The sequence below is a fragment of the Bacillus arachidis genome, assembly GCF_030285945.1.
In the GTDB taxonomy this organism is placed as follows: Bacteria; Bacillota; Bacilli; order Bacillales; family Bacillaceae_G; genus Bacillus_A; species Bacillus_A arachidis.
The window spans coordinates 4,050,145-4,072,504 of sequence record NZ_CP127376.1 but is presented as its reverse complement, the minus strand read 5'-3'; the positions used below and the strand labels follow the sequence as shown (position 1 = coordinate 4,072,504).

Below are 22,360 nucleotides of genomic sequence, written 5' to 3'. Positions count from 1 at the left end.
GTGAGGGAGAAATTATGACAATCAAACGCAAAAAAGTATCAGTCATCGGTGCAGGATTTACAGGAGCAACAACAGCATTCTTATTAGGACAAAAAGAGCTTGCAGATGTTGTATTGGTGGACATTCCACAACTGGAAAATCCAACAAAAGGGAAAGCGTTAGATATGTTAGAAGCAAGCCCTATACAAGGTTTTGACGCTAACATTATCGGCACGTCTGATTACGCAGATACTGCTGATTCTGACGTTGTTGTTATTACAGCGGGTATTGCACGTAAACCAGGTATGAGCCGTGATGATTTAGTAGCGACAAACTCTAAAATTATGAAAAGTATTACACAAGATATCGTAAAACATTCACCAAACGCAATTATTGTTGTGTTAACAAATCCAGTTGACGCAATGACATATTCTGTATTTAAAGAAGCTGGATTCCCGAAAGAGCGCGTTATCGGTCAATCTGGTGTATTAGATACAGCTCGTTTCCGTACATTCATCGCACAAGAATTAAATCTTTCTGTTAAAGACATTACAGGATTCGTTCTTGGTGGTCACGGTGATGATATGGTACCTCTTGTACGTTATTCTTATGCAGGCGGTATTCCGTTAGAAACATTAATTCCAAAAGAGCGCTTAGATGCAATCGTAGAACGTACGCGTAAAGGCGGCGGTGAAATTGTAAGTTTACTAGGAAACGGTAGTGCATACTACGCACCAGCTGCCTCTTTAGTTGAAATGACTGAAGCGATCTTAAAAGATCAACGCCGCGTATTACCGGCTATCGCATACCTTGAAGGTGAATATGGATATAGTGACCTTTACCTAGGTGTACCAGTAATTCTAGGTGGTAACGGAATTGAAAAAATTATCGAATTAGAACTTCGTGAAGAAGAAAAAGAAGCGTTAGATCGTTCAGTAGAATCTGTACGTAACGTTATGAAAGTTCTTGTTTAATACAAAATATATGGTAGAAAAAGATTCGGACTCCGAATCTTTTTCTACTATTTAGAGTATTATTTTTTTAAAATAACATGAAAACGCTATCATTAATTGTATCCTACAATGGAAACATAGACTTATAATATACATTGCCCTCATTATAGTAGCGCTTCGGATAATATATTGCTTTTGGTAGGATAATAAAATAAAACTTGGAGGGGGATTGTAACATGTTAAAGAAAAAAAATCAAATTGGTCGTCGAATGGATGAGATTACAGTAGGAGAAAAGTTATCTATCACTGAAAAAATTGAGGATAAAGATCTATTATTGTATTTAGGATTAACAAATGATTCCAATCCGTTATATATCCAGCATGATTATGCATCCCAAACTCCGTATGAAAAGCCAATTGTACCAAGCATTATGTTAACGGGTATAATTACAACGGCAGTTACAAAATATTTACCAGGTCCAGGTAGTCATGTTGTTAGGAAAGATCTAACTTTTGTGAAACCAGTTCATCATTATGAAACATTGCAAATTCATTTTGAAGTTGTAGCGGTTTCGGAGGAAGAACATACAATTGATATGCGTGTATTCGCTTATGATGAAAAAGAAGAAGTAGTTGTAAAGGGTGTATTAACGGTAGCACCACCTTACAAATCGGCTTCTATTTTAGAAAAAGCATTAGATAATTTTTAATAATGAGTTCGTGTGTAATAAAAAATCGTACTAATCTATCATATGATAGATTAGTACGATTTTAAGTATAACTTAACTGAAAAAACCTTCTACAAACCCTTCTGAGAAATCAACGATGCTAGTTTGTAATGTTCCCCAGTTTGAAAAGCAGACAGTAAAACCAACTACAAATAATAAAGTGAAGCCAGGTAGTACCCATTTTTTGCGATTCATTTTGAATTCCCCTCTTAATTTATAAATCTTTATGTTTAAATTTAATAATGTTAATTGTTACATTTTAAGGAGAGAGAAGTCAAGTGGGTATCTGTCTTTAACCACGTGGCCAAAGAATAATAAACACACCAATAAGGCAAACCGCTGCACCAGCCCAATCGAACAAATCAGGTGTTTTCTTATCAATCATCCATCCCCATAGTAAACTCATCACAATAAACACGCCGCCATAAGCTGCGTATATACGACCGAAACTAGAAAATACCTGGAATGTTGCAATTACGCCGTATAAGCATAAAATGATCCCGCCAATTAGGCCAAACCAAATGGAACCGCCTTCTCTTATCCATTTCCAGATGAGGTATCCACCACCAATTTCAGCTAGTCCGGCAAGAATGAAAATAACAGCTGCTTTAAACATGAATAGGTACCATCGCTTTCTATTAGATATATTTTCCTGTATAACTATAGTACAATCAAACTTAGTGAATAGACAATTATATTGAGAGGGGAATTGTTTTCTAGTATGATGAGAATAGTGGGGAAATACTAGGATGAAGAAGGTTTCAAGTCTATAACTTGGAGGAAGAGAATGAGTAATAGAATTTTAGTTGTTGATGATGAGGAGTTTATTTTAACTTTAATTGAATTTAATTTGCAGCAAGCAGGATTTGAAGTCATAACAGCAATGGATGGCGAAGTGGCACTGCATAAAGCGACAACTGAACGTCCAGACCTGATCATATTAGATTTAATGCTTCCGAAAATGGATGGTATGGAAGTGTGTAAAGAATTACGTTTACAGCGTATTATGACACCTATTTTAATGTTAACGGCGAAAGATGATGAATTTGATAAGGTGTTAGGTCTTGAGCTTGGGGCAGATGATTATATGACAAAGCCGTTTAGTCCGAGGGAAGTTGTTGCTCGTGTGAAGGCAATTTTACGTCGTACGAAATTGCAAGAAGAACAAGTTCCAGAAGTGCAGGATGAAAATAGCATTATGATTACTGATTTGAAAATTTTACCTGAGTTTTACGAGGCGTATTTCCAGGGGGAAAAGCTAGAGCTAACGCCGAAAGAATTTGAGCTACTTGTATATTTAGCAAAGAATAAGGGCCGTGTGTTAACACGTGATCAGTTACTAAGTGCTGTATGGAACTATGATTTTGCTGGAGATACAAGAATCGTCGATGTTCATATTAGTCATTTACGAGATAAAATTGAAAAGAATACGAAAAAGCCAGCATACATTAAAACAATTCGTGGATTAGGTTATAAATTAGAGGAGCCAAAGGGGGATGAATAAATTCCGCTCGAGGCTTCTCTTTACATTTGTTTCTCTGATTATTCTTATTTTAGTTGGACTAGGGGTACTGCTCGAAACGGTGTTTGAGAACTACTATATTGATCACGCGAAAGAAAGAACAGTAAAAGAGACAAGATATGTTGCTTCATTGGTAGAGGTAGAAGGCATTGATCGCGTTTTAAAAAAGTCAAACATATTTGAGCAATTTGAAGAGCAAGTTCCTGTTTCAATTATATTTGTTGATGAAGAGAAGAAGGTCAAATATAGTAACAGCAAAGAATCTGTATTTAGTCAAGCAACAATTGAGGAACTATCCTCTGAAACAGCAAAACAAAAAAATAGAGTGATTACGAAGGAAACAAGTGATAACAATGTATTTTATCATGCAGTGTTTGTTCAAGATACAGAGGGGAAACAAGGGTATATCATTATAAAGAGTACAATAGCTCCTTTGCAAGATGTTCACCAAAAAACGTGGGGATTATTAATTATAGGATTTGTGATTGCTTGTCTTGTTGTTGTTTTTCTTGGTGTGAAAATTACAGGTCAATATATTCGTCCGATAGAGTCTGTTACGAAAGTAGCGATTGAATTAGCGAAGGGGAATTATAAGGCACGTGCTTATGAAAGTCATTCAGATGAAACTGGGATGTTAAGTAAGGCAATTAATATTTTAGCGCGTAATTTACAAGAAATGACGTTAGAGCAAGAAATGCAACAAGATCGTTTACATACACTGATTGAAAATATGGGAAGCGGTATGATTTTAATTGATAGCCGTGGCTATATAAGTCTTGTGAACCGCTCCTATAAAGAGATTTTTCATGTAACGGATGAAGAATATTTAGATCGCTTATACTATGAAGCGTTTCTTCATGCAGAAATCATTGAACTTGTGGAAGAAATTTTTATGACAGAAGTAAAAGTGCGGAAGCAAATGCTGCTGCCACTTAGTATTGAAAGAAAACATTTTGAAGTATATGGCGCGCCGATTATCGGGACGAATCATGAGTGGAAAGGGATTGTTCTTGTATTCCACGATATAACGGAACTAAAGAAACTAGAGCAAATGCGAAAAGACTTTTTAGCGAATGTTTCCCATGAACTAAAAACGCCAATTACTTCTATTAAAGGATTTTCTGAAACACTACTTGATGGAGCGATGGAAAATCAACAGTTTTGTGAGCATTTTTTACACATTATTTTAAAGGAAAGCGAACGTATGCAAGGCTTAATCGAAGACTTGTTGGATCTATCAAAGATTGAACAACAAGGCTTTAAGCTAAATATGGGTACCGTTGATATAAAAGGATTACTGGAAGAAATTCAAATGGTACTAGATAAAAAGTCACAAGATAAAGATATTATTTTACAAGTGGACATAAACAAGTCAGTTTTTGTTATTGGGGATTCTAGTCGGTTGAAGCAAATCTTTATCAATTTAATTAACAATGCAATTCTGTATACACCTTCTGGAGGTACGGTATCTGTTAAGTTGTTTGAAGATGATCATAGTGTATATATCAAAGTGTCTGATACAGGAATTGGGATTAGTAAAGAGGAAATTCCACGTATTTTTGAACGTTTTTATCGGGTAGATAAAGCAAGAAGTCGAAACACAGGCGGGACAGGGCTTGGATTATCGATTGTAAAACATTTAGTAGAAGCGCATCATGGGACAGTTACTGTAGAGAGTGAAGTAGGAGAAGGAACAACATTTACAGTAACCTTGCAAAAAGTCGCTTTAGGGAAATGAGTTTCACATTCCCTTAGATGATGGACATTTACATTATATTAACAATAGCTTCATTAAACATTAATAAAGTCCTGTTAATATAATAGATGAAAACCCCTTCATCCAAGGAGTAATTTTGGACGAGAATAGGTGCTCTATTCTCGTCACTTCCCTTTTTGTGAAATAGCTTTATGCAACTTTTGTCAAAGTGTTATATAAATAGGATACGGAGATTTCATTCATGAGATATTGTGAAAGCATCTCCATTGTATATTAAATATATGTAGTAGGAAGAACCGTTGTTTTTCTTCTCTCTGTTAGTCGTGTTAATATAGAGAGAAGGAAAAAACGGTTTTTTCTATATAAAAACTCGTTGAAAATTTGTATGAGGAGGTTTTCGATTTGGAAAAAAAGGTCGTATTAGTCGATGGAAATAATATCGCGTATCGTGCTTTCTTTGCACTGCCGCTTTTAAATAATGACAAAGGTATACATACGAACGCAATTTATGGTTTTACGATGATGTTAATGAGAATATTAGAAGAGGAAAAACCAACGCATATGCTTGTTGCGTTTGATGCGGGGAAAACAACATTTCGTCACAAAACATTTAGTGAATATAAAGGAGGGCGTCAAAAAACGCCACCTGAATTGTCAGAGCAATTCCCATTTATTCGTGAGCTACTAGACGCGTTTCATGTGCCACGTTATGAGTTAGAGAACTATGAAGCAGATGACATTATGGGTACACTGGCAAAAGAAGCGAGTGAACAAGGTGCTCACGTAAAAGTTATTTCTGGAGATAAAGATTTACTGCAGCTTGTTTCTGATAACACGCTTGTATGTATTCCGCGTAAAGGAATTACAGAAGTAGATGAATATACGAAAGAAGCTTTATTTGAAAAATATAGCTTATCACCACAGCAAATTATCGATATGAAGGGTCTCATGGGAGATCAATCTGATAATATTCCAGGTGTGCCAGGTGTTGGTGAGAAGACGGCAATTAAATTGTTAACGCAATTTGAAACAGTAGAAGCCGTATATGAGAACATAGACAAAGTAAGCGGAAAGAAACTAAAAGAAAAATTAGAAGCCAATAAAGAGCAAGCGCTCATGAGTAAAGAACTTGCGACGATTATTACGGATGCTCCAATTACAGTACATGTGGATGATATCGAATATAAAGGATATGAAGCGAGTGACGTCATTCCAATGTTCGAGAATTTAGGCTTTACTTCCTTATTAAATAAGCTTGGTGCGTCTTCTGAAGAAACGGCGCCAGCTGAATTAGATGATATTTTGTTTGATATTGTAGAAGAAGTAACAGAAGAGATGCTACAGCAAGATAGTGCGATTATTGTGGAAGTACAAGAAGATAATTACCATAGAGCCGACATTCAAGGGTTTGGTATTCAAAATGAAAATGGTTGCTATTTCATTCCGAGTGATATTGCGCTCAAATCTGAAGCTTTTATGAAGTGGCTTGCAGATGATGAAATGAAAAAGTATACGTTTGATGCGAAACGTGCCATTGTTGCACTTAAGTGGAAAGGTTTAGAAATTAGAGGGGTCGATTTTGACTTGCTAATTGCCGCTTATTTACTTGATCCAGCTGATACAGATAAAGATTTCCGTGCCGTAGCGAAAATGAAAGAAACACATGCTGTTCAATCTGATGAAGAGGTATATGGAAAAGGTGCAAAACGTACGGTTCCTGAGCAAGAGGTAGTGGCAGAACACGTAGCTCGAAAAGTACATGTACTATACGATGTGCACAAAACATTTGTAGAAGAACTACAGAACAATGAACAATACGAACTGTTTACAGAGCTAGAAATGCCGCTTGCCCGTGTGTTAGCTGAAATGGAAGTAAAGGGCGTCAAGGTTGATACAGAGCGCTTACGTAATATGGGAGTTGAGCTTGCTGGAAGGCTTAAGGAAATGGAACGAGAAATTTATGAGCTTGCTGGAACAGAGTTTAACATTAACTCACCGAAGCAGCTCGGCGTAGTTTTATTTGAAAACTTAAATTTACCGGTTATTAAAAAGACAAAAACAGGATATTCTACATCGGCTGATGTATTGGACAAATTAATGGGGCATCATGAAATTATCCCTAATATCTTACATTATCGTCAATTAGGGAAATTGAATTCTACCTACATTGAAGGATTATTAAAGGTAGTTCATGAAGATTCTTCTAAAATTCATACCCGTTTTAACCAAGTACTGACGCAAACGGGCCGACTAAGCTCTACAGAACCAAATTTACAAAATATCCCGATTCGCTTAGAGGAAGGAAGAAAGATTCGCCAAGCATTCATTCCTTCAAAAGAAGGATGGGTTATGTATGCAGCCGATTATTCACAAATTGAACTGCGTGTCTTGGCGCATATTGCAAACGACAAAGGGTTAGTGGAAGCGTTCCAGCATGATATGGATATTCATACGAAAACAGCAATGGACGTATTTGGCGTTGGAAAAGATGAAGTAACATCGAATATGAGACGTCAGGCAAAAGCTGTTAACTTTGGAATTGTATATGGTATTAGCGATTATGGACTTTCGCAAAACTTAGGAATTACACGAAAAGCGGCAGGAGAATTTATTGAAAAGTATTTTGCGAGTTTCCCTGGAGTAAAAGAATATATGGATGAGATTGTACAAGAAGCAAAGCAAAAAGGGTATGTTTCTACATTATTAAATCGCCGTCGTTATATTCCAGAAATTACGAGTCGCAATTTTAATTTACGCGGCTTTGCTGAGCGTACTGCGATGAATACTCCAATTCAAGGTAGTGCAGCTGATATTATAAAAAAAGCGATGATTATTATGGCAGACCGCCTAGAAGAAGAAGGTTTACAAGCGCGTCTTCTTCTTCAAGTACACGATGAATTAATTTTTGAAGTGCCAAAAGAAGAAGTAGAAAAGTTAGAGAAGCTTGTACCTGAAGTAATGGAGCATGCAATTGAACTTGCAGTTCCGCTAAAAGTTGATTACTCTTACGGTCCAACTTGGTATGACGCAAAATAAGGAAGTGATTGAATGCCTGAATTACCAGAGGTTGAAAATGTTAGAAGGACACTTGAAAACCTTGTAACGGGAAAAATAATTAAAGATGTGATTGTAACATATCCAAAATTAGTAAAGCGACCAGATGACGCTGAGCTCTTTAAAGAAATGTTACGCGGTGAAACGATTGAACGGATTGAACGAAGAGGTAAGTTTTTACTTCTTTATGTAACAAAGTACGTTATTGTTTCACACTTGCGTATGGAGGGGAAATATTTACTTCATAAAGAGGACGAACCAATTGATAAACATACGCACGTGCGTTTTCAATTTACAGATGGTACAGAGTTACACTATAAAGATGTGAGAAAGTTTGGTACGATGCACCTCTTTAAAAAAGGTGAAGAATTCGACAAAATGCCACTTGCTGATTTAGGGCCTGAGCCATTTGACGCTGAACTGACACCAGGATATTTGCAGGAGAGATTGAAAAAGACAAACCGCAAAATAAAAGTTGTACTATTAGATCAACGTCTTTTAGTTGGGCTTGGGAATATATATGTAGATGAAGTTTTATTCCGTTCCGGGATTCACCCGGAACGAGAAGCTTCATCTTTAACGAAAGCCGAAATAGAAAAAATTCATGAGGCAACTGTCGCAACATTAGCGGAGGCTGTTGAGCGCGGAGGAAGTACAATCAGAACGTATATCAATTCGCAAGGACAAATCGGCTCGTTCCAAGAGCTTCTAAATGTGTATGGAAGAAAAGGTGAACCATGCGTAACGTGTGGGAGTGTGATTGAAAAGACAGTGGTTGGTGGACGAGGAACGCATTATTGCCCTATGTGCCAGCCAAAAAGCTAAGAAAGATATCGTTTTCTAATAACATCGGATAGGCATTTGTCATATACATACAGCAAAGCTATGTATAGGGAAGGAGCTTACCGATGTATCATTATTTCTCTCTTATTTTATTAGCTTTTACATTAAGTTTAGACAGCTGTAGTGTAGGGCTTACGTATGGTTTGCGGAGCGTGAGGATTCCGTTAAAATCGATACTTATCATTGGAATGTGTTCAGCGGCTGTCATGCTTGTTTCGATGGGAATTGGACATATGATTGCTAAGGTGTTTTCTCCAGTGATTGCAACGCGCATTGGCGGAATCGTTTTAGTGGCTATTGGTGCATGGGTGTTGTATCAGTTTTTTCGGAGTGAGAAAAAAGACGAACCGCAGCAAGAAGAGAAAGTTTGGAAGTTAGAAATTGCTTCGCTTGGATTAGTCATTCAAATTTTACGGAAGCCGACTGTTGCCGATTTTGATAAATCAGGCACAATTTCCGGTGGAGAAGCCTTGCTTTTGGGGATCGCTCTTTCAGTAGACTCGTTTGGAGCAGGAATTGGTGCATCCTTACTAGGATATACTCCTGCTATGATGGCGGTGTTAGTTGCCGTTATGAGCTCTCTGTTTTTATTTATTGGAATGAGGCTAGGAACGGTCTTATCGAATATGCGATGGTTACAAAAATTTACGTTTCTACCTGGGATTTTACTTATTATTATTGGAATTTGGAAAATGTAAGTGGGAGCGTGGAACATAAGTTTCACGCTTCTATTTGTAAGGAGGAGAATGATGACAATTGTAATTGGATTAACAGGAGGCATTGCAAGTGGGAAAAGCACTGTTTCGCAAATGTTTCGTGAGTTAAACATTCCTGTTATAGATGCAGATATTATTGCTAGGGAAGTTGTAGAACAAGGTAAAGAAGCATATAAAGAAATTGTAGAGGTATTCGGTGAAGAAATACTGCAAGCAAATGGGGAGCTAGATCGTCAAAAGCTTGGAAGTATTGTATTTCATAATGAAGAAAAACGATTGCATTTAAACAAAATCGTTCATCCTGCTGTTCGGAAAGAAATGAATGCTCAGAAGGATATGTACATAAAGGAAGGCGTGCAAGCGGTTGTACTAGATATTCCACTTTTATTTGAAAGTAAGCTAACGAGTCTTGTTGATCAAATTTTAGTTGTAGCTGTATCACCTAGTACGCAGTTAGAGCGTTTAATGAAGCGGAATGGTTTTATAGAAGAGGAAGCGAAAGCACGCATTCATTCACAAATGTCTTTAGCAGAGAAAGTAACATTAGCTAATAAAGTTATTTATAATGATGGCACAATTGCCGAGACAAAAGCACAATTACAGCTCATTTTAAAAGAGTGGAACATCATTAATTAAAAAAATGTAAAATTAGTGAAAATGCTTAGTGACATATCTTCTTTTTGTGTTATACTATTATTGGGATTAGAGATAAATAGTATAACGCATTCAAGGGGGATAACATATTATGACTCGTGTGGCAATTAACGGATTTGGACGTATTGGGAGAATGGTATTTCGTCAAGCAATAAAAGAAAGCGCATTCGAAATTGTAGCAATCAACGCAAGCTATCCATCAGAAACATTAGCGCATTTAATCAAGTATGATACAGTTCATGGCAAGTTTGACGGAACAGTAGAAGCATTTGAAGATCATTTATTAGTGGATGGGAAAATGATTCGCCTTCTAAACAACCGCGATCCAAAAGAATTGCCTTGGAAAGACTTAGGTGTTGAAGTTGTAATTGAAGCAACGGGTAAATTTAATGCAAAAGAAAAAGCGATTCTTCACGTAGAAGCTGGGGCGAAAAAAGTTATTTTAACGGCACCTGGTAAAAATGAAGATATAACAGTTGTAGTTGGTGTAAACGAAGAACAATTAGATATTACAAAACATACTGTTATTTCAAATGCATCTTGTACAACAAACTGTTTAGCGCCTGTTGTTAAGGTGTTAGATGAACAGTTCGGAATTGAAAATGGTTTAATGACAACTGTTCACGCTTATACAAATGACCAAAAAAATATTGATAACCCACATAAAGATTTACGAAGAGCACGTGCTTGTGGACAGTCTATTATTCCTACAACAACAGGTGCTGCGAAAGCATTAGCGAAAGTTCTTCCGCACTTAAATGGAAAACTTCACGGAATGGCACTTCGCGTTCCAACACCAAACGTGTCTCTTGTTGATTTAGTAGTAGATGTAAAACGTGATGTAACAGTTGAAGAAATTAATGAAGCGTTTAAAACTGTTGCAAACGGTGCGCTGAAAGGAATTGTAGAGTTCAGCGAAGAACCTCTTGTTTCTATCGATTTTAATACAAATACACATTCTGCTATCATTGATGGCCTATCTACAATGGTAATGGGAGAGCGTAAAGTGAAAGTGCTTGCTTGGTATGATAACGAGTGGGGTTACTCTCGCCGTGTTGTAGATCTTGTGAAGTTAGTTGTCACTGAACTAGCAAAACAAGAAAATGTACAACACATTTAATGATAGAAAAGGAGGCAAGCGATTGCTTGTCTTCTTTTTTTGTACTTTTTTTGAAAAGGAAAAATATTATTCAAGTATATCTTTGTGAATGGTACATATGAAAAAACATTGTGATTGCTGTATTTGTGAATTAAATATTCTTTTTGGGAGAAAGTAAAGAAGAGAATATGACAAAAAAACGAAAAAACTGTTGTTGCAAAATGAAAATAAACAAAGTATACTAACACTCGTAAACTTAAGAGCTGAGGTACGTAGTCACTACTTAAAGGGTTAGGACCTCTCTGGACTAACTTTCCCCCGTGGTAGTGGAGCAAGCCAAATTGCAAATTAGTTTTCAATTCGAACAGTTAGATTAAATTTACAAGGGGGAACTGTAGAATGGATACTATGGACACGATGGGCCGTCACGTAATCGCTGAACTTTGGGATTGCGATTTTGACAAGCTTAATGATATGCCGTTTATTGAACAATTATTTGTGGATGCAGCACTAAGAGCAGGTGCTGAAGTACGTGAGGTTGCTTTTCATAAATTTGCACCGCAGGGTGTAAGTGGAGTGGTAATCATTTCGGAATCACACTTAACAATTCATAGCTTTCCAGAGCACGGTTATGCAAGTATTGATGTTTATACTTGTGGGGATCGTATTGATCCAAATGTTGCTGCAGAGTATATTGCAGAAGGTTTAAATGCGAAAACGCGAGAGAGCATCGAGCTTCCTCGAGGCACAGGTAGCTTCGAAATTAAGCATAGAGAAACAAAAGCTCTTTAAAAAAAAACATAATTGATTTAAAATGTAAAGAGGTGTATAATGCACCTCTTTTTTTAGTTTATATAAGGTGGAATTTCTGTTAGTAAGAGAACCACACCAATTAAATTTTTATGAGGAAACGAATCTCCTGTCTAATTATGTTGTTTTTAATGGATTTTGAGTTGGGGGTATTACTACCCATGAAAGTAGGGTAAGTGTGGAGTTAAAGTGGTAAGCATAGATAAATAGGTTATATAATGTTGTATATATTTTCACGTGTAAGTAAAGTAAGAAAAATAAAGATTAAATTGCAAGGGAGTGAATGAGTTGCGTTGTCCATCCTGTTTTCATAATGGTACAAGAGTATTGGATTCACGTCCGGTAGATGAGGGGCGCTCCATTCGAAGAAGAAGAGAGTGTGAAAGTTGTTTAAATCGATTTACGACATTTGAACGAGTAGAAGAACCACCTCTTATTGTTGTAAAAAAAGAGGGAACAAGAGAAGAGTTTAATAAAGAAAAGATTTTGCGTGGATTAATTAAAGCGTGTGAAAAAAGACCTGTATCATTAAAACAATTAGAAGAAGTAACGCAAAATGTAGAGCGTGAACTTCGAAATTTAGGAATATCAGAAGTGAAAAGCGATATGATCGGCGAAATCGTCATGGAAGCACTTCGAGATATTGATGATGTTGCTTATGTACGATTTGCTTCTGTATATCGTCAATTTAAAGATTTAAATGTATTTATTGAAGAATTAAAAGATATACTGCAAAAAGAACGAGAATAAAGTGGAACTTGGAGCCTACAAATAGTGGGGGAAAGAGCTAGAAGCGTAAGCTATTAGCTCTTTTTCACTAAGGAGTTATATACGTAGAATGGGCGAAAGAAAGGAATTGCAAGGATGGAAAAACAGTCATGGATGGAGCTATTGCCAATTGATCGTTATAAAGTAAGTGCAAAAGGGTTGCTGCATAGTTACGATCGCAAGGTATTAACGATGTTATATCAACCATTAGTAGGTAGCAAGGCTTTTAGCCTATACATGACGATGTGGGGAGAGTTAGAGCAGGATCGTGTATTTGGAAAAGAGAATACACATCACTCTCTTATGGTAACGATGCAAATGCAGCTTCCAGAAGTGTATGAAGAACGGGTGAAATTAGAAGCGATTGGGCTTTTAAACGTATATATAAAAAAAGAAAAAGATATTCGAATGTTTATATACGAGCTTCAGTCGCCGTTATCACCAAAACAATTTTTTGATGATATTGTCCTGAGCATCTTTTTGTATAATCGATTGAGTCGTGCAAAATATAATCAAGTTAAGCAATATTTCTTAGAAGAAGAGTTTGATTTTACTTCTTATGAAAATGTTACGCATTCCTTTAATGATGTATTTGGGTCTTTTAATCCAGGTCAATTTGAACATGCACAAGAGGAACTTCGAATTCCGAGTAACGCAGTTATGCCTGGCAATGCGAAAGGAACGGCTCCTAATCTTTGGAACGATTTCTTTGATTTTTCTTTATTTGTGGAAGGGTTATCGACTCTTGTGCCGCGAAAAGCGATTACGGATCAAGTACGGGAATGTGTGGTTACACTTTCCTATGTGTATGGTGTGGATGTGCTATCGATGCAAAACATTGTGCTTGGAGCAATGACAGAACTGCAAACGATTGATATGGAAAGGCTTCGCAAAGGAGCGCGTGATTGGTATCAATTCGAAAATGGTCAAGCGCTTCCAGTGTTAAGTGAACGAGTGCAGCCTCATTCTTCACGTACGATGAAAGAGAAAGAGCCGTCTACACAAGAAGAGATGCTCATTAAACAGCTGGAAGAGATTCCACCAAAACAATTGTTAAAAGAAATCTCAGGCGGTGCAGAAGCGACAAAAGCAGATTTGCAAATTGTAGAAGAAGTAATGATGAATCAAAAATTAACACCAGGTGTTGTCAATGTACTGATTTATTATGTAATGCTGCGTTCAGATATGAAGCTCTCCAAAACATATGTTGAGAAAATCGCAGGACATTGGGCACGAAAAAAGGTCGGTACCGTATCAGAAGCAATGGCATTGGCGAAAGAAGAGAATCGCCAATATCAAGAGTGGGCTGAGACGAAGAAGAAGGGCCGTACATCGAAAAAAACAGTACGGAAAGAAATGGTGCCAGATTGGCTGAAAGAACAAGCGAAGGAACAACCAAAAGAACAACCAAAAGAACAGTCTAAAGATCTTGCAAATGTGACGGAAAAACCGAGCAAGTTAGAAGAAGAAAGAAAGAGATTGGAAGAAGAGTTAAAAAAATATAAGCGTGATTAATAGAGGAGAATGAACGCTCTTTGAGGTGAAAGAATGGAGCATATTCAAAATTCATTTGCAAAGTTAATGCAAAATGAAAATTTTAAAAATAGATATGAAGTGTTAAAAGCAGAAGTTATGGCTCATCCGCGTATAAAAGAGTTTGTAGAAGAGCATAAAGGTGAAGTCACGACTTCCATGATAGAGCGAAGTCTTGTGAAGCTATATGAATACATTGGACAAAGCGTTGGATGCGCAGATTGCCCGAACTTAGAATCATGTAAAAATATGATTCAAGGGTATGAACCGAAATTGATTATTCAAGGTAAGATGATTGACATTCAATATGATCGCTGCGTAAGAAAAGTGGCCTATGATGAGAGGAAGAAACAAGAGAAGCTCATTCAAAGTGTATATATGCCTAAGGATATATTGCAGGCGTCTATGTCTTCTCTCGATTTATCTGATGGAAATCGCTTTGAAGCAATTCGTGCCGCGAATGAATTTTTAAGTGAGTATGAGCCAGGGAAGAAAGTACAGGCATTGTACTTCTATGGACCGTTTGGTGTTGGGAAAACATTTGTTTTGGGAGCAATTGCTAATGAGTTGGCTCAGAGGAAAGTCAGTTCAATGATTGTATATTTGCCTGAATTTTTACGTGAAATAAAAAGTTCGCTGCAAAATAATACGATTAGCGAAAAAATTGACGCAGTAAAATATGTGCCGGTATTAATGTTAGATGATATTGGAGCAGAAGCGATGTCAAGCTTTGTTCGTGATGATGTACTTGGTGCCATTTTACAATTCCGTATGCTTGAAAACTTACCAACGTTCTTTACGTCTAATTTTGATTTTAAACAGTTAGAACATCATTTAACGTATACACAGCGCGGAGAAGCAGAAGAAATGAAGGCGGCACGGATTATGGAGCGCATTAAATATTTAGCGAAGCCGGTTCCGGTTGGCGGGAAAAATCGTCGTCATACGTAAAGAGCGAGCATAATGCTTGCTCTTTTTATTTATCTATACGTTTGAAAATTCATACGAGCTTGTATCATTTTTTTTCTACTCCCTTAATATATATAAAATTAGCAAGGATTATAGGATGAAGCTTTCATCAGTATGGAGAAGTTATTTCGACATAGAGCCCAACTTACACGAACTGAACTCTTATGGGGCTTGAGAGAAAGCAACTCTGTAAGCGGGATAAAAGGGGGGGACAAGAGTGATTGAAATCTGTTTCGAAGAAAAAAATGATGCTGCGCACGTATATCAACAACTGATAAAGAGAACGGAAAAGCTATATAAAGAAACGAGTGTTTATTTATATGAACAAAAGGTAACAATTCATATTCCAATATGCGAATCGAATTATATTGAGAAAGTTTTAATACCAGTACTCCTTTATTTTATTGTTAATATAAAACAAAATGAATGGATTCGTGCCATTTTAAAAGAAAAGTTTTTTTACGAAGAACAAGAAGAATGCCATCAAATTTTACATATGGCACATGCTATTTTAAATGGAAAACGAAAAGGGCTTGCTTCGGATTTAACACGTAATCAAATTGAAGATCGTATTATGTCTTCTTTAAAAGGGTGGATCTGTGACCCGCTTTCGTTTTCTTTTTCATCTTATATTCGTTTTCGTCTCCGCGCATATAGGGAGATGATTCATCGACTTGCGGAAGTAGCGATTGATGAATATAAAATGGAACAAGAATATCAAATGTTTGTAGAAATGCTACGGCAACAGGTGAGTAGCCGTAAATCACGGTTATCTTGCATACATCTTGTATTTGATGAAAGCTTTATTTTTTATGATGAAAAAGGAATACGTTTAAAGCAGGAGAAATTGGTTCAATATATAGATGAGGAGTTACTAACTAAGCAGAGTGTATATATTGACACGAAGGTAATTGCACCGCTTCTTTCTATTGCACCGAGAACGATTTATTTGTATACGAAAGAGCAAGATCACAATATGATCGTTACCCTTCAAAATGTATTTCAAGAACGAGTTCAATTATGTGCACTACATGAATTTGAGCGCAACGTGAAAAATTTAAAAAATAAGGGGAACGCCCTTGATTTTCTAAGTTTTTGAGCATATAATTACCTACATAAATGAAATATATTGAAATGTCACGATGAGGACAAGAGTAATTTGCTACGATTCTCAGAGAGGGAAGCCTTAGGGTGTGAGCTTCCTAGTACGAGTTTATTACTTACCACCTCTAAACTTTAGCAGTGAACGTTTTTCTAGTAATTGCTAACGGTCAACACCGTTATGTTGTACTTGAGCAATTAACAATTTGGTTAATTGGAACAAGGGTGGAACCACGAATTCAACACTCGTCCCTTTTTACGGGATGAGTGTTTTTTATTTTGAGAAAAAGAGGAGTGACCAGTGATGGCAGATGTAGTTAAAATTACTTTCCCTGATGGAGCTGTGAAGGAGTTCCCAAAAGGAACAACAACTGAAGAAATCGCAGCTTCTATTAGCCCAGGCTTAAAGAAAAAGGCTGTGGCTGGAAAATTAAATGATGAGATGATTGATCTTCGTACACCAATCGAAGAAGATGGTGCAGTTTCAATCATTACATTAGACTCTGAAGATGGCTTGTACATTTTACGTCATTCAACAGCTCATCTTTTAGCGCAAGCGTTAAAACGTTTATATAAAGATGTGAAACTTGGTATTGGTCCAGTAATTGAAAATGGCTTCTACTACGATATCGATATGGAAGAGGCAATTACAGTTGAGGACTTCCCAAAAATCGAAAAAGAAATGCAAAAAATTGTGAACGAGAACTTAGAAATCGTTCGTCATGAGGTACCACGTGCTGAAGCACTTCGCCGTTATGAGGAAATCGGAGATGAGCTAAAATTAGAATTAATTAACGATCTTCCTGAAGATGCTGTTATTTCAATCTATGAACAAGGTGAATTTTTCGACCTTTGCCGCGGTGTTCATCTTCCATCTACAGGGAAAATTAAAGTATTTAAATTGTTAAGCGTTGCGGGTGCTTACTGGCGCGGCGATAGCAATAATAAAATGCTACAACGTATTTACGGTACTGGATTCGTGAAAAAAGCAGAATTAGATGAGCATTTACGTATGCTTGAAGAAGCGAAAGAGCGTGACCACCGTAAATTAGGTAAAGAGTTAAAATTATTTACAAATAGCCAAAAAGTAGGACAAGGTTTACCACTTTGGTTACCAAAAGGTGCAACAATCCGTCGTATCATTGAGCGTTACATCGTTGATAAAGAAGCAAGCTTAGGATATGACCACGTATACACTCCAGTTCTAGGAAGCAGAGAGCTTTATGAAACTTCTGGTCACTGGAATCACTACCGTGATGGTATGTTCCCATCAATGGAAATGGACAATGAAGAATTAGTGCTTCGTCCAATGAACTGCCCTCACCATATGATGGTGTATAAAAATGATATTCACAGCTATCGTGAATTACCAATCCGTATTGCGGAGCTTGGAACAATGCATCGTTATGAAATGTCTGGAGCATTATCTGGATTGCAACGTGTACGTGGAATGACTTTAAATGATGCGCACATTTTCGTTCGTCCAGATCAAATTAAAGAAGAGTTAAAACGTGTTGTAAACCTAACTTTAGAGGTATACAAAGACTTCGGTTTAGAAAACTATTCATTCCGCTTATCTTATCGTGACCCAGAAGATACTAAAAAGTACTATGCTGACGATGAAATGTGGGAAAAAGCACAAGGTATGTTGAAAGAAGCGATGGATGAAATGGGTCTTGAGTACTATGAAGCTGAAGGTGAAGCGGCATTCTATGGTCCAAAGCTCGATGTTCAAGTTCGTACTGCACTTGGAAAAGACGAAACACTTTCAACTGTACAATTAGACTTCTTACTTCCAGAACGCTTTGAATTAACTTACGTTGGAGAAGATGGTAAACCTCATCGTCCAGTTGTTATTCACCGAGGTGTTGTATCAACTATGGAACGTTTCGTTGCCTTCTTAATTGAAGAGTACAAAGGTGCATTCCCAACATGGTTAGCGCCAGTTCAAGTACAAGTAATCCCAGTTTCTCCGCAAGTACATTTAGACTACGCGAAGAAAGTACAGGAAGACTTACAACGCGCTGGTATCCGTGTTGAAGTAGATACTCGTGAAGAGAAAATTGGTTACAAAATTCGTGAAGCACAAATGCAAAAAATTCCGTATATGCTTGTAGTAGGTGACAATGAAGTGGCTGAAAACGGCGTAAACGTACGTAAATACGGTGAACAAAAATCAGAAACAATTGCATTAGATGCATTTGTTGATATGATTAAAGTTGAAGGAAAACGCTAAGAAAGAGCCGCGGTATGCCGCGGCTTTCTTTTATGTTGCCAAGGATAAAAACTAGAAATAATAACCAAACAACACTTATCATAAAAAAGTATTGCATGTATTCGTGTTGTTTGTTACAATATTTCTTGTTGTTAGTAAAACGCGTCTTCTTGACAGACGTTATATCCTATGATAAACTCATCAAGGATAATAGAATATTGTTTTGTAGAACAAGTAGAAGCACCCGCTTCTCACCTGATTGACGCATATGCAGTTAGCAGGTAAATGTCTTTCTTACTTAAGATCGTACAAGTGTGGGTGTTCGTATGCCCACACTTTTTTGTTTGGGTTCTACGACTACAAACGTATTCTAAGAAAACCTTGGAGGTGGCTTACTATTAGCAAGGATATGATGATTAACGAGCAAATTCGTGCACGTGAAGTACGTTTAGTTGGTGCGAATGGTGATCAACTTGGCATCAAGTCTCGTAATGACGCTTTAGACTTAGCTGCAAATCTTAATCTTGATTTAGTATTGGTTGCTCCAAATGCGAAACCGCCAGTATGCCGCATTATGGACTACGGTAAATTCCGCTTTGAGCAACAAAAGAAAGAAAAAGAACAGCGCAAAAATCAAAAAGTAATTAGCATGAAAGAAGTTCGTTTAAGTCCAACAATTGATGAACACGACTTTAACACAAAACTTCGTAATGCTATCAAGTTTTTAGAGAAAGGCGACAAGGTTAAAGCGTCAATTCGCTTTAAAGGACGTGCCATTACTCATAAAGAAATCGGTCAACGTGTCTTAGATCGCTTCTCAGAAGCTTGTGCTGAAGTTAGTACAATTGAATCTAAGCCTAAAATGGAAGGACGTAGTATGTTCTTAGTTTTAGCACCGAAAAACGATAAGTAATAGATAGAGGAGGAAATACCTATGCCTAAACAAAAAACTCATCGCGGCGCTGCAAAGCGTTTCAAAAAAACTGGATCTGGTAAACTTAAGCGTGACCACGCTTATACTAGCCATTTATTCGCTAACAAATCTACAAAAGCTAAACGTAAACTACGTAAAGCTGGTCTAGTAAGCGCTGGTGACTACAAACGTATTCGTCAAATGCTTGACAACTTAAAATAAGTTCGGTTGATATATAGAACACACTAGGAGGTAATATTATGCCAAGAGTAAAAGGTGGTACAGTTACTCGTAAACGTCGTAAAAAAATGATTAAACTAGCGAAAGGTTACTACGGTTCTAAAAATACTTTATTCAAAGTTGCTAACCAACAAGTAATGAAGTCTTTATTATATGCGTTCCGTGACCGTCGTCAAAAGAAACGTGACTTCCGTAAATTATGGATCACTCGTATTAACGCAGCTGCTCGCATGAATGGTCTTTCTTACAGCCGTTTAATGCACGGTTTAAAACTTGCTGGTATCGAAGTTAACCGCAAGATGCTTGCTGACTTAGCTGTTCATGACGAAAAAGCTTTCGCTGAATTAGCAACAGTTGCAAAAAGCAACCTAAAATAATTGTTTAAAAACCTTAGAAGATTTTCTTCTAAGGTTTTTTTATTTATAATCATTTTAATCATTCCATAATTAGAATCGTTTTCTTTTCTTCTATTGTATTAATATGAATTTGTAAGAACTTTTTGTACCTATAACGAGAGGCGTTTACATGAAGGAAAGGAAAATTAACGGACGTGTTGTGCCTAATATGAGAAAATCAGTATGAAAGTTGTAACAACATAGAAGAATATAGTAGAACATACAGTAAAAAAGTCAGAGGAGATTCCTCTGGCTTTTTTACTGTAGTTTTTATTATAAAGAAAGGAATCTTTCCTAGTGGAAATGACACTGTTATAATGGAAAGATGATATGGAAGTTTCATCATATGTAGATAATGTTTAGATGATTTAGGGACAAGCTATTTCATAAAGGGATAGGAAGCTAATTAGATAGTAAAGGGTAGGATTTTTTAGCTTACAATAAATATGAGATGAAACAACATTGTTTTATGCGATGTTGGAGGAGGAATAGAATGGACTTACTACAATTATTTAAATTACAAAAAGAATTAGATGATCGTATTGTAAAAGAGCATGACTTACAACCGAAGAAGCTATTAAAGGAAAAGATGTTAGCACTTCTTGTTGAAATTGGAGAACTTGCAAATGAAACACGTTGTTTTAAATATTGGAGCACCAAGCCAGCAGCTGAGCGTGAAGTTATACTTGAAGAATATGTAGATGGTTTGCACTTTATTTTATCGATTGGAATTGACTTAGGAATTGATAAAAACTTCTTGTTTTATAAATGTGCACAAACGAACAAAACACAAGTTGAAATTTTCTTAGACACATATGCAAAAGTGATTCGTTTTACGGACCAACCATCTATTACAAATTATATTGAACTATTTACAAGCTACCTTCGCCTTGGACAAGCTCTTGATTTTGGACAAGAAGAAATTGAAAAAGCATATTTAGATAAGAACGAAGTAAATCATCAGCGCCAAACACAAGGATATTGATTTGATTTTTGAATATTTCGATTTAATTATTGTATAATTAATTTATTGAAGAAAAAGGAGGGTATTGGTAATGACAAAATTAGACGCGACATTGACAATGTTAAAAGAATTAACAGATGCACGCGGGATCGCAGGGAATGAACGCGAACCACGTGAAGTAATGAAAAAGTATATCGAACCGTTTGCAGATGAACTTTCTACAGATAATTTAGGAAGTTTAGTTGCGAAAAAAGTTGGGGAAGAAAACGGTCCGAAAATTATGGTAGCTGGCCACTTAGATGAAGTTGGTTTCATGATTACGCAAATTGATGACAAAGGTTTCCTTCGTTTTCAAACAGTTGGTGGCTGGTGGTCACAAGTTATGCTTGCGCAGCGTGTAACAATCGTAACGCGTAAAGGTGATGTGACAGGTGTGATTGGTTCAAAACCACCGCACATTTTACCAGCGGAAGCTCGTAAAAAACCAGTTGAAATTAAAGATATGTTCATTGATATTGGTGCTTCTAGCAAAGAAGAAGCAATGGAATGGGGCGTACGACCAGGAGATCAAGTTGTACCATACTTTGAATTCCAAGTGATGAAAAATGAAAAGATGCTGCTTGCAAAAGCATGGGATAACCGCATTGGTTGTGCAATTGCAATTGATGTGTTAAAACAATTAAAAGATGAAAAGCATCCAAACGTTGTATACGGTGTTGGAACTGTTCAAGAAGAAGTAGGTCTTCGCGGTGCGAAAACATCTGCACATTATATTAAACCAGATATCGCATTTGCGGTAGATGTTGGTATTGCTGGTGATACACCAGGAGTAACAGAGAAAGAAGCACAAAGTAAAATGGGTGACGGGCCACAAATCATTTTATATGATGCATCAGTCATTGGACATACTGGACTTCGCAATTTCGTAGTTGATGTGGCGGATGAATTAGACATTCCTTATCAATATGATTCTGTAGCTGGTGGCGGGACTGACGCAGGTGCAATTCATGTTTCAGTCAATGGTATTCCATCTATGGCAATTACGATTGCAACTCGTTATATTCACTCTCACGCAGCAATGTTACATCGTGATGATTATGAGAATGCAGTGAAGTTAATTGTAGAAGTTATCAAACGTCTTGATAAAGAGACTGTACATAATATTACATTTAACTAATAAAAAAAGC

The 22,360-nt window shown here is 36.8% G+C and carries 22 protein-coding genes and 2 other annotated features; of the genes, 20 read left to right on the top strand and 2 right to left on the bottom strand.

Going from position 1 to position 22,360, the window contains the following annotated elements; genetic code table 11:
• The first annotated feature begins 14 nt into the window (after positions 1-14).
• Positions 15-953: a malate dehydrogenase gene (mdh, locus tag QRY57_RS22575; protein WP_026593631.1), complete on the top strand. Its 939-nt coding sequence runs from the start codon at positions 15-17 to the stop codon at positions 951-953.
• Positions 954-1,168: 215 nt separating this feature from the next.
• Positions 1,169-1,642, top strand: coding sequence for a MaoC/PaaZ C-terminal domain-containing protein (locus tag QRY57_RS22570; protein ID WP_286016144.1), 474 nt, complete (start codon positions 1,169-1,171; stop codon positions 1,640-1,642).
• Between the two features lie 72 nt (positions 1,643-1,714).
• On the opposite strand, the gene QRY57_RS22565 is transcribed toward QRY57_RS22570, so the two are convergent.
• Together QRY57_RS22565 and QRY57_RS22560 are read right to left on the bottom strand one after the other, a co-directional pair.
• Positions 1,715-1,855, bottom strand: a complete 141-nt coding sequence (locus tag QRY57_RS22565) for a hypothetical protein (RefSeq protein ID WP_208017355.1) — start codon at positions 1,853-1,855, stop codon at positions 1,715-1,717.
• Positions 1,856-1,952: 97 nt separating this feature from the next.
• Entirely contained in the window at positions 1,953-2,276 is a 324-nt protein-coding gene (locus tag QRY57_RS22560; protein WP_090687844.1) for a YnfA family protein, read from the bottom strand.
• A gap of 171 nt (positions 2,277-2,447) precedes the next feature.
• On the opposite strand from QRY57_RS22560, the gene QRY57_RS22555 reads away from it, so the two are divergent.
• The 18 genes from QRY57_RS22555 to QRY57_RS22470 all read left to right on the top strand — a co-directional run bounded on the left by QRY57_RS22555 (position 2,448) and on the right by QRY57_RS22470 (position 22,350).
• Positions 2,448-3,164, top strand: a complete 717-nt coding sequence (locus tag QRY57_RS22555) for a response regulator transcription factor (RefSeq protein WP_026593628.1) — start codon at positions 2,448-2,450, stop codon at positions 3,162-3,164.
• Positions 3,157-4,920, top strand: a complete 1,764-nt coding sequence (gene pnpS / locus QRY57_RS22550; RefSeq protein ID WP_286016143.1) for a two-component system histidine kinase PnpS — start codon at positions 3,157-3,159, stop codon at positions 4,918-4,920. Before QRY57_RS22555 ends, pnpS begins: the two co-directional genes overlap by 8 nt.
• A 381-nt stretch (positions 4,921-5,301) precedes the next feature.
• On the top strand, positions 5,302-7,935 hold the full coding sequence (gene polA / locus QRY57_RS22545; protein ID WP_286016142.1) for a DNA polymerase I: 2,634 nt from the start codon (positions 5,302-5,304) through the stop codon (positions 7,933-7,935).
• Positions 7,936-7,947: 12 nt separating this feature from the next.
• Positions 7,948-8,778 carry a DNA-formamidopyrimidine glycosylase gene (gene mutM / locus QRY57_RS22540; RefSeq protein WP_026593625.1) on the top strand — a complete coding sequence of 277 codons (831 nt, stop codon included), beginning with the start codon at positions 7,948-7,950 and terminating at the stop codon, positions 8,776-8,778.
• 83 nt (positions 8,779-8,861) lie between these two features.
• On the top strand, positions 8,862-9,494 hold the full coding sequence (ytaF, locus tag QRY57_RS22535; protein WP_026593624.1) for a sporulation membrane protein YtaF: 633 nt from the start codon (positions 8,862-8,864) through the stop codon (positions 9,492-9,494).
• A gap of 51 nt (positions 9,495-9,545) precedes the next feature.
• Positions 9,546-10,148, top strand: coding sequence for a dephospho-CoA kinase (coaE, locus tag QRY57_RS22530; RefSeq protein ID WP_090687834.1), 603 nt, complete (start codon positions 9,546-9,548; stop codon positions 10,146-10,148).
• A 109-nt stretch (positions 10,149-10,257) separates the two neighbouring features.
• On the top strand, positions 10,258-11,286 hold the full coding sequence (locus QRY57_RS22525) for a glyceraldehyde-3-phosphate dehydrogenase (protein ID WP_090687831.1): 1,029 nt from the start codon (positions 10,258-10,260) through the stop codon (positions 11,284-11,286).
• 387 nt (positions 11,287-11,673) lie between these two features.
• Positions 11,674-12,057, top strand: a complete 384-nt coding sequence (gene speD, locus QRY57_RS22520; protein ID WP_006096185.1) for an adenosylmethionine decarboxylase — start codon at positions 11,674-11,676, stop codon at positions 12,055-12,057.
• A gap of 306 nt (positions 12,058-12,363) precedes the next feature.
• A complete protein-coding gene (gene nrdR / locus QRY57_RS22515) occupies positions 12,364-12,825 on the top strand; it encodes a transcriptional regulator NrdR (RefSeq protein ID WP_012095725.1) in 462 nt (153 codons plus the stop codon).
• A gap of 114 nt (positions 12,826-12,939) precedes the next feature.
• Positions 12,940-14,358: a replication initiation and membrane attachment family protein gene (locus tag QRY57_RS22510; RefSeq protein ID WP_286016141.1), complete on the top strand. Its 1,419-nt coding sequence runs from the start codon at positions 12,940-12,942 to the stop codon at positions 14,356-14,358.
• A 33-nt stretch (positions 14,359-14,391) separates the two neighbouring features.
• Entirely contained in the window at positions 14,392-15,327 is a 936-nt protein-coding gene (gene dnaI, locus QRY57_RS22505; RefSeq protein ID WP_286016140.1) for a primosomal protein DnaI, read from the top strand.
• Between the two features lie 235 nt (positions 15,328-15,562).
• Entirely contained in the window at positions 15,563-16,444 is an 882-nt protein-coding gene (gene ytxC, locus QRY57_RS22500) for a putative sporulation protein YtxC (RefSeq protein WP_286016139.1), read from the top strand.
• A gap of 31 nt (positions 16,445-16,475) precedes the next feature.
• Positions 16,476-16,703, top strand: a binding site (T-box leader).
• A 47-nt stretch (positions 16,704-16,750) separates the two neighbouring features.
• The gene (thrS, locus tag QRY57_RS22495; RefSeq protein ID WP_026593618.1) at positions 16,751-18,682 is read left to right on the top strand and encodes a threonine--tRNA ligase; all 1,932 of its coding nucleotides are present in this window, start codon (positions 16,751-16,753) and stop codon (positions 18,680-18,682) included.
• A gap of 205 nt (positions 18,683-18,887) precedes the next feature.
• Positions 18,888-19,009, top strand: a sequence feature (ribosomal protein L20 leader region).
• Positions 19,010-19,070: 61 nt separating this feature from the next.
• Positions 19,071-19,574: a translation initiation factor IF-3 gene (gene infC / locus QRY57_RS22490; RefSeq protein ID WP_000973214.1), complete on the top strand. Its 504-nt coding sequence runs from the start codon at positions 19,071-19,073 to the stop codon at positions 19,572-19,574.
• Positions 19,575-19,595: 21 nt separating this feature from the next.
• Entirely contained in the window at positions 19,596-19,796 is a 201-nt protein-coding gene (rpmI, locus tag QRY57_RS22485; protein ID WP_012095718.1) for a 50S ribosomal protein L35, read from the top strand.
• Between the two features lie 38 nt (positions 19,797-19,834).
• Entirely contained in the window at positions 19,835-20,191 is a 357-nt protein-coding gene (rplT, locus tag QRY57_RS22480) for a 50S ribosomal protein L20 (RefSeq protein WP_017153952.1), read from the top strand.
• Positions 20,192-20,702: 511 nt separating this feature from the next.
• Positions 20,703-21,194, top strand: a complete 492-nt coding sequence (locus QRY57_RS22475; protein WP_208017361.1) for a dUTP diphosphatase — start codon at positions 20,703-20,705, stop codon at positions 21,192-21,194.
• 70 nt (positions 21,195-21,264) lie between these two features.
• On the top strand, positions 21,265-22,350 hold the full coding sequence (locus tag QRY57_RS22470; RefSeq protein ID WP_026593615.1) for a M42 family metallopeptidase: 1,086 nt from the start codon (positions 21,265-21,267) through the stop codon (positions 22,348-22,350).
• The last annotated feature ends 10 nt before the right edge of the window (positions 22,351-22,360 follow it).

Bases quoted from the DNA above. Each gene is read 5' to 3' on its own strand.
- mdh (WP_026593631.1), top strand. From the start codon at position 15: ATGACAATCAAACGCAAAAAAGTATCAGTCATCGGTGCAGGATTTACA.
- rpmI (WP_012095718.1), top strand. From the start codon at position 19,596: ATGCCTAAACAAAAAACTCATCGCGGCGCTGCAAAGCGTTTCAAAAAA.
- QRY57_RS22475 (WP_208017361.1), top strand. From the start codon at position 20,703: ATGGACTTACTACAATTATTTAAATTACAAAAAGAATTAGATGATCGT.
- QRY57_RS22560 (WP_090687844.1), bottom strand. From the start codon at position 2,276: ATGTTTAAAGCAGCTGTTATTTTCATTCTTGCCGGACTAGCTGAAATT.
- QRY57_RS22525 (WP_090687831.1), top strand. From the start codon at position 10,258: ATGACTCGTGTGGCAATTAACGGATTTGGACGTATTGGGAGAATGGTA.
- QRY57_RS22555 (WP_026593628.1), top strand. From the start codon at position 2,448: ATGAGTAATAGAATTTTAGTTGTTGATGATGAGGAGTTTATTTTAACT.
- coaE (WP_090687834.1), top strand. From the start codon at position 9,546: ATGACAATTGTAATTGGATTAACAGGAGGCATTGCAAGTGGGAAAAGC.
- thrS (WP_026593618.1), top strand. From the start codon at position 16,751: ATGGCAGATGTAGTTAAAATTACTTTCCCTGATGGAGCTGTGAAGGAG.
- speD (WP_006096185.1), top strand. From the start codon at position 11,674: ATGGACACGATGGGCCGTCACGTAATCGCTGAACTTTGGGATTGCGAT.
- QRY57_RS22510 (WP_286016141.1), top strand. From the start codon at position 12,940: ATGGAAAAACAGTCATGGATGGAGCTATTGCCAATTGATCGTTATAAA.
- QRY57_RS22470 (WP_026593615.1), top strand. From the start codon at position 21,265: ATGACAAAATTAGACGCGACATTGACAATGTTAAAAGAATTAACAGAT.
- mutM (WP_026593625.1), top strand. From the start codon at position 7,948: ATGCCTGAATTACCAGAGGTTGAAAATGTTAGAAGGACACTTGAAAAC.
- dnaI (WP_286016140.1), top strand. From the start codon at position 14,392: ATGGAGCATATTCAAAATTCATTTGCAAAGTTAATGCAAAATGAAAAT.
- ytaF (WP_026593624.1), top strand. From the start codon at position 8,862: ATGTATCATTATTTCTCTCTTATTTTATTAGCTTTTACATTAAGTTTA.
- infC (WP_000973214.1), top strand. From the start codon at position 19,071: ATGATGATTAACGAGCAAATTCGTGCACGTGAAGTACGTTTAGTTGGT.
- QRY57_RS22565 (WP_208017355.1), bottom strand. From the start codon at position 1,855: ATGAATCGCAAAAAATGGGTACTACCTGGCTTCACTTTATTATTTGTA.
- pnpS (WP_286016143.1), top strand. From the start codon at position 3,157: ATGAATAAATTCCGCTCGAGGCTTCTCTTTACATTTGTTTCTCTGATT.
- QRY57_RS22570 (WP_286016144.1), top strand. From the start codon at position 1,169: ATGTTAAAGAAAAAAAATCAAATTGGTCGTCGAATGGATGAGATTACA.
- rplT (WP_017153952.1), top strand. From the start codon at position 19,835: ATGCCAAGAGTAAAAGGTGGTACAGTTACTCGTAAACGTCGTAAAAAA.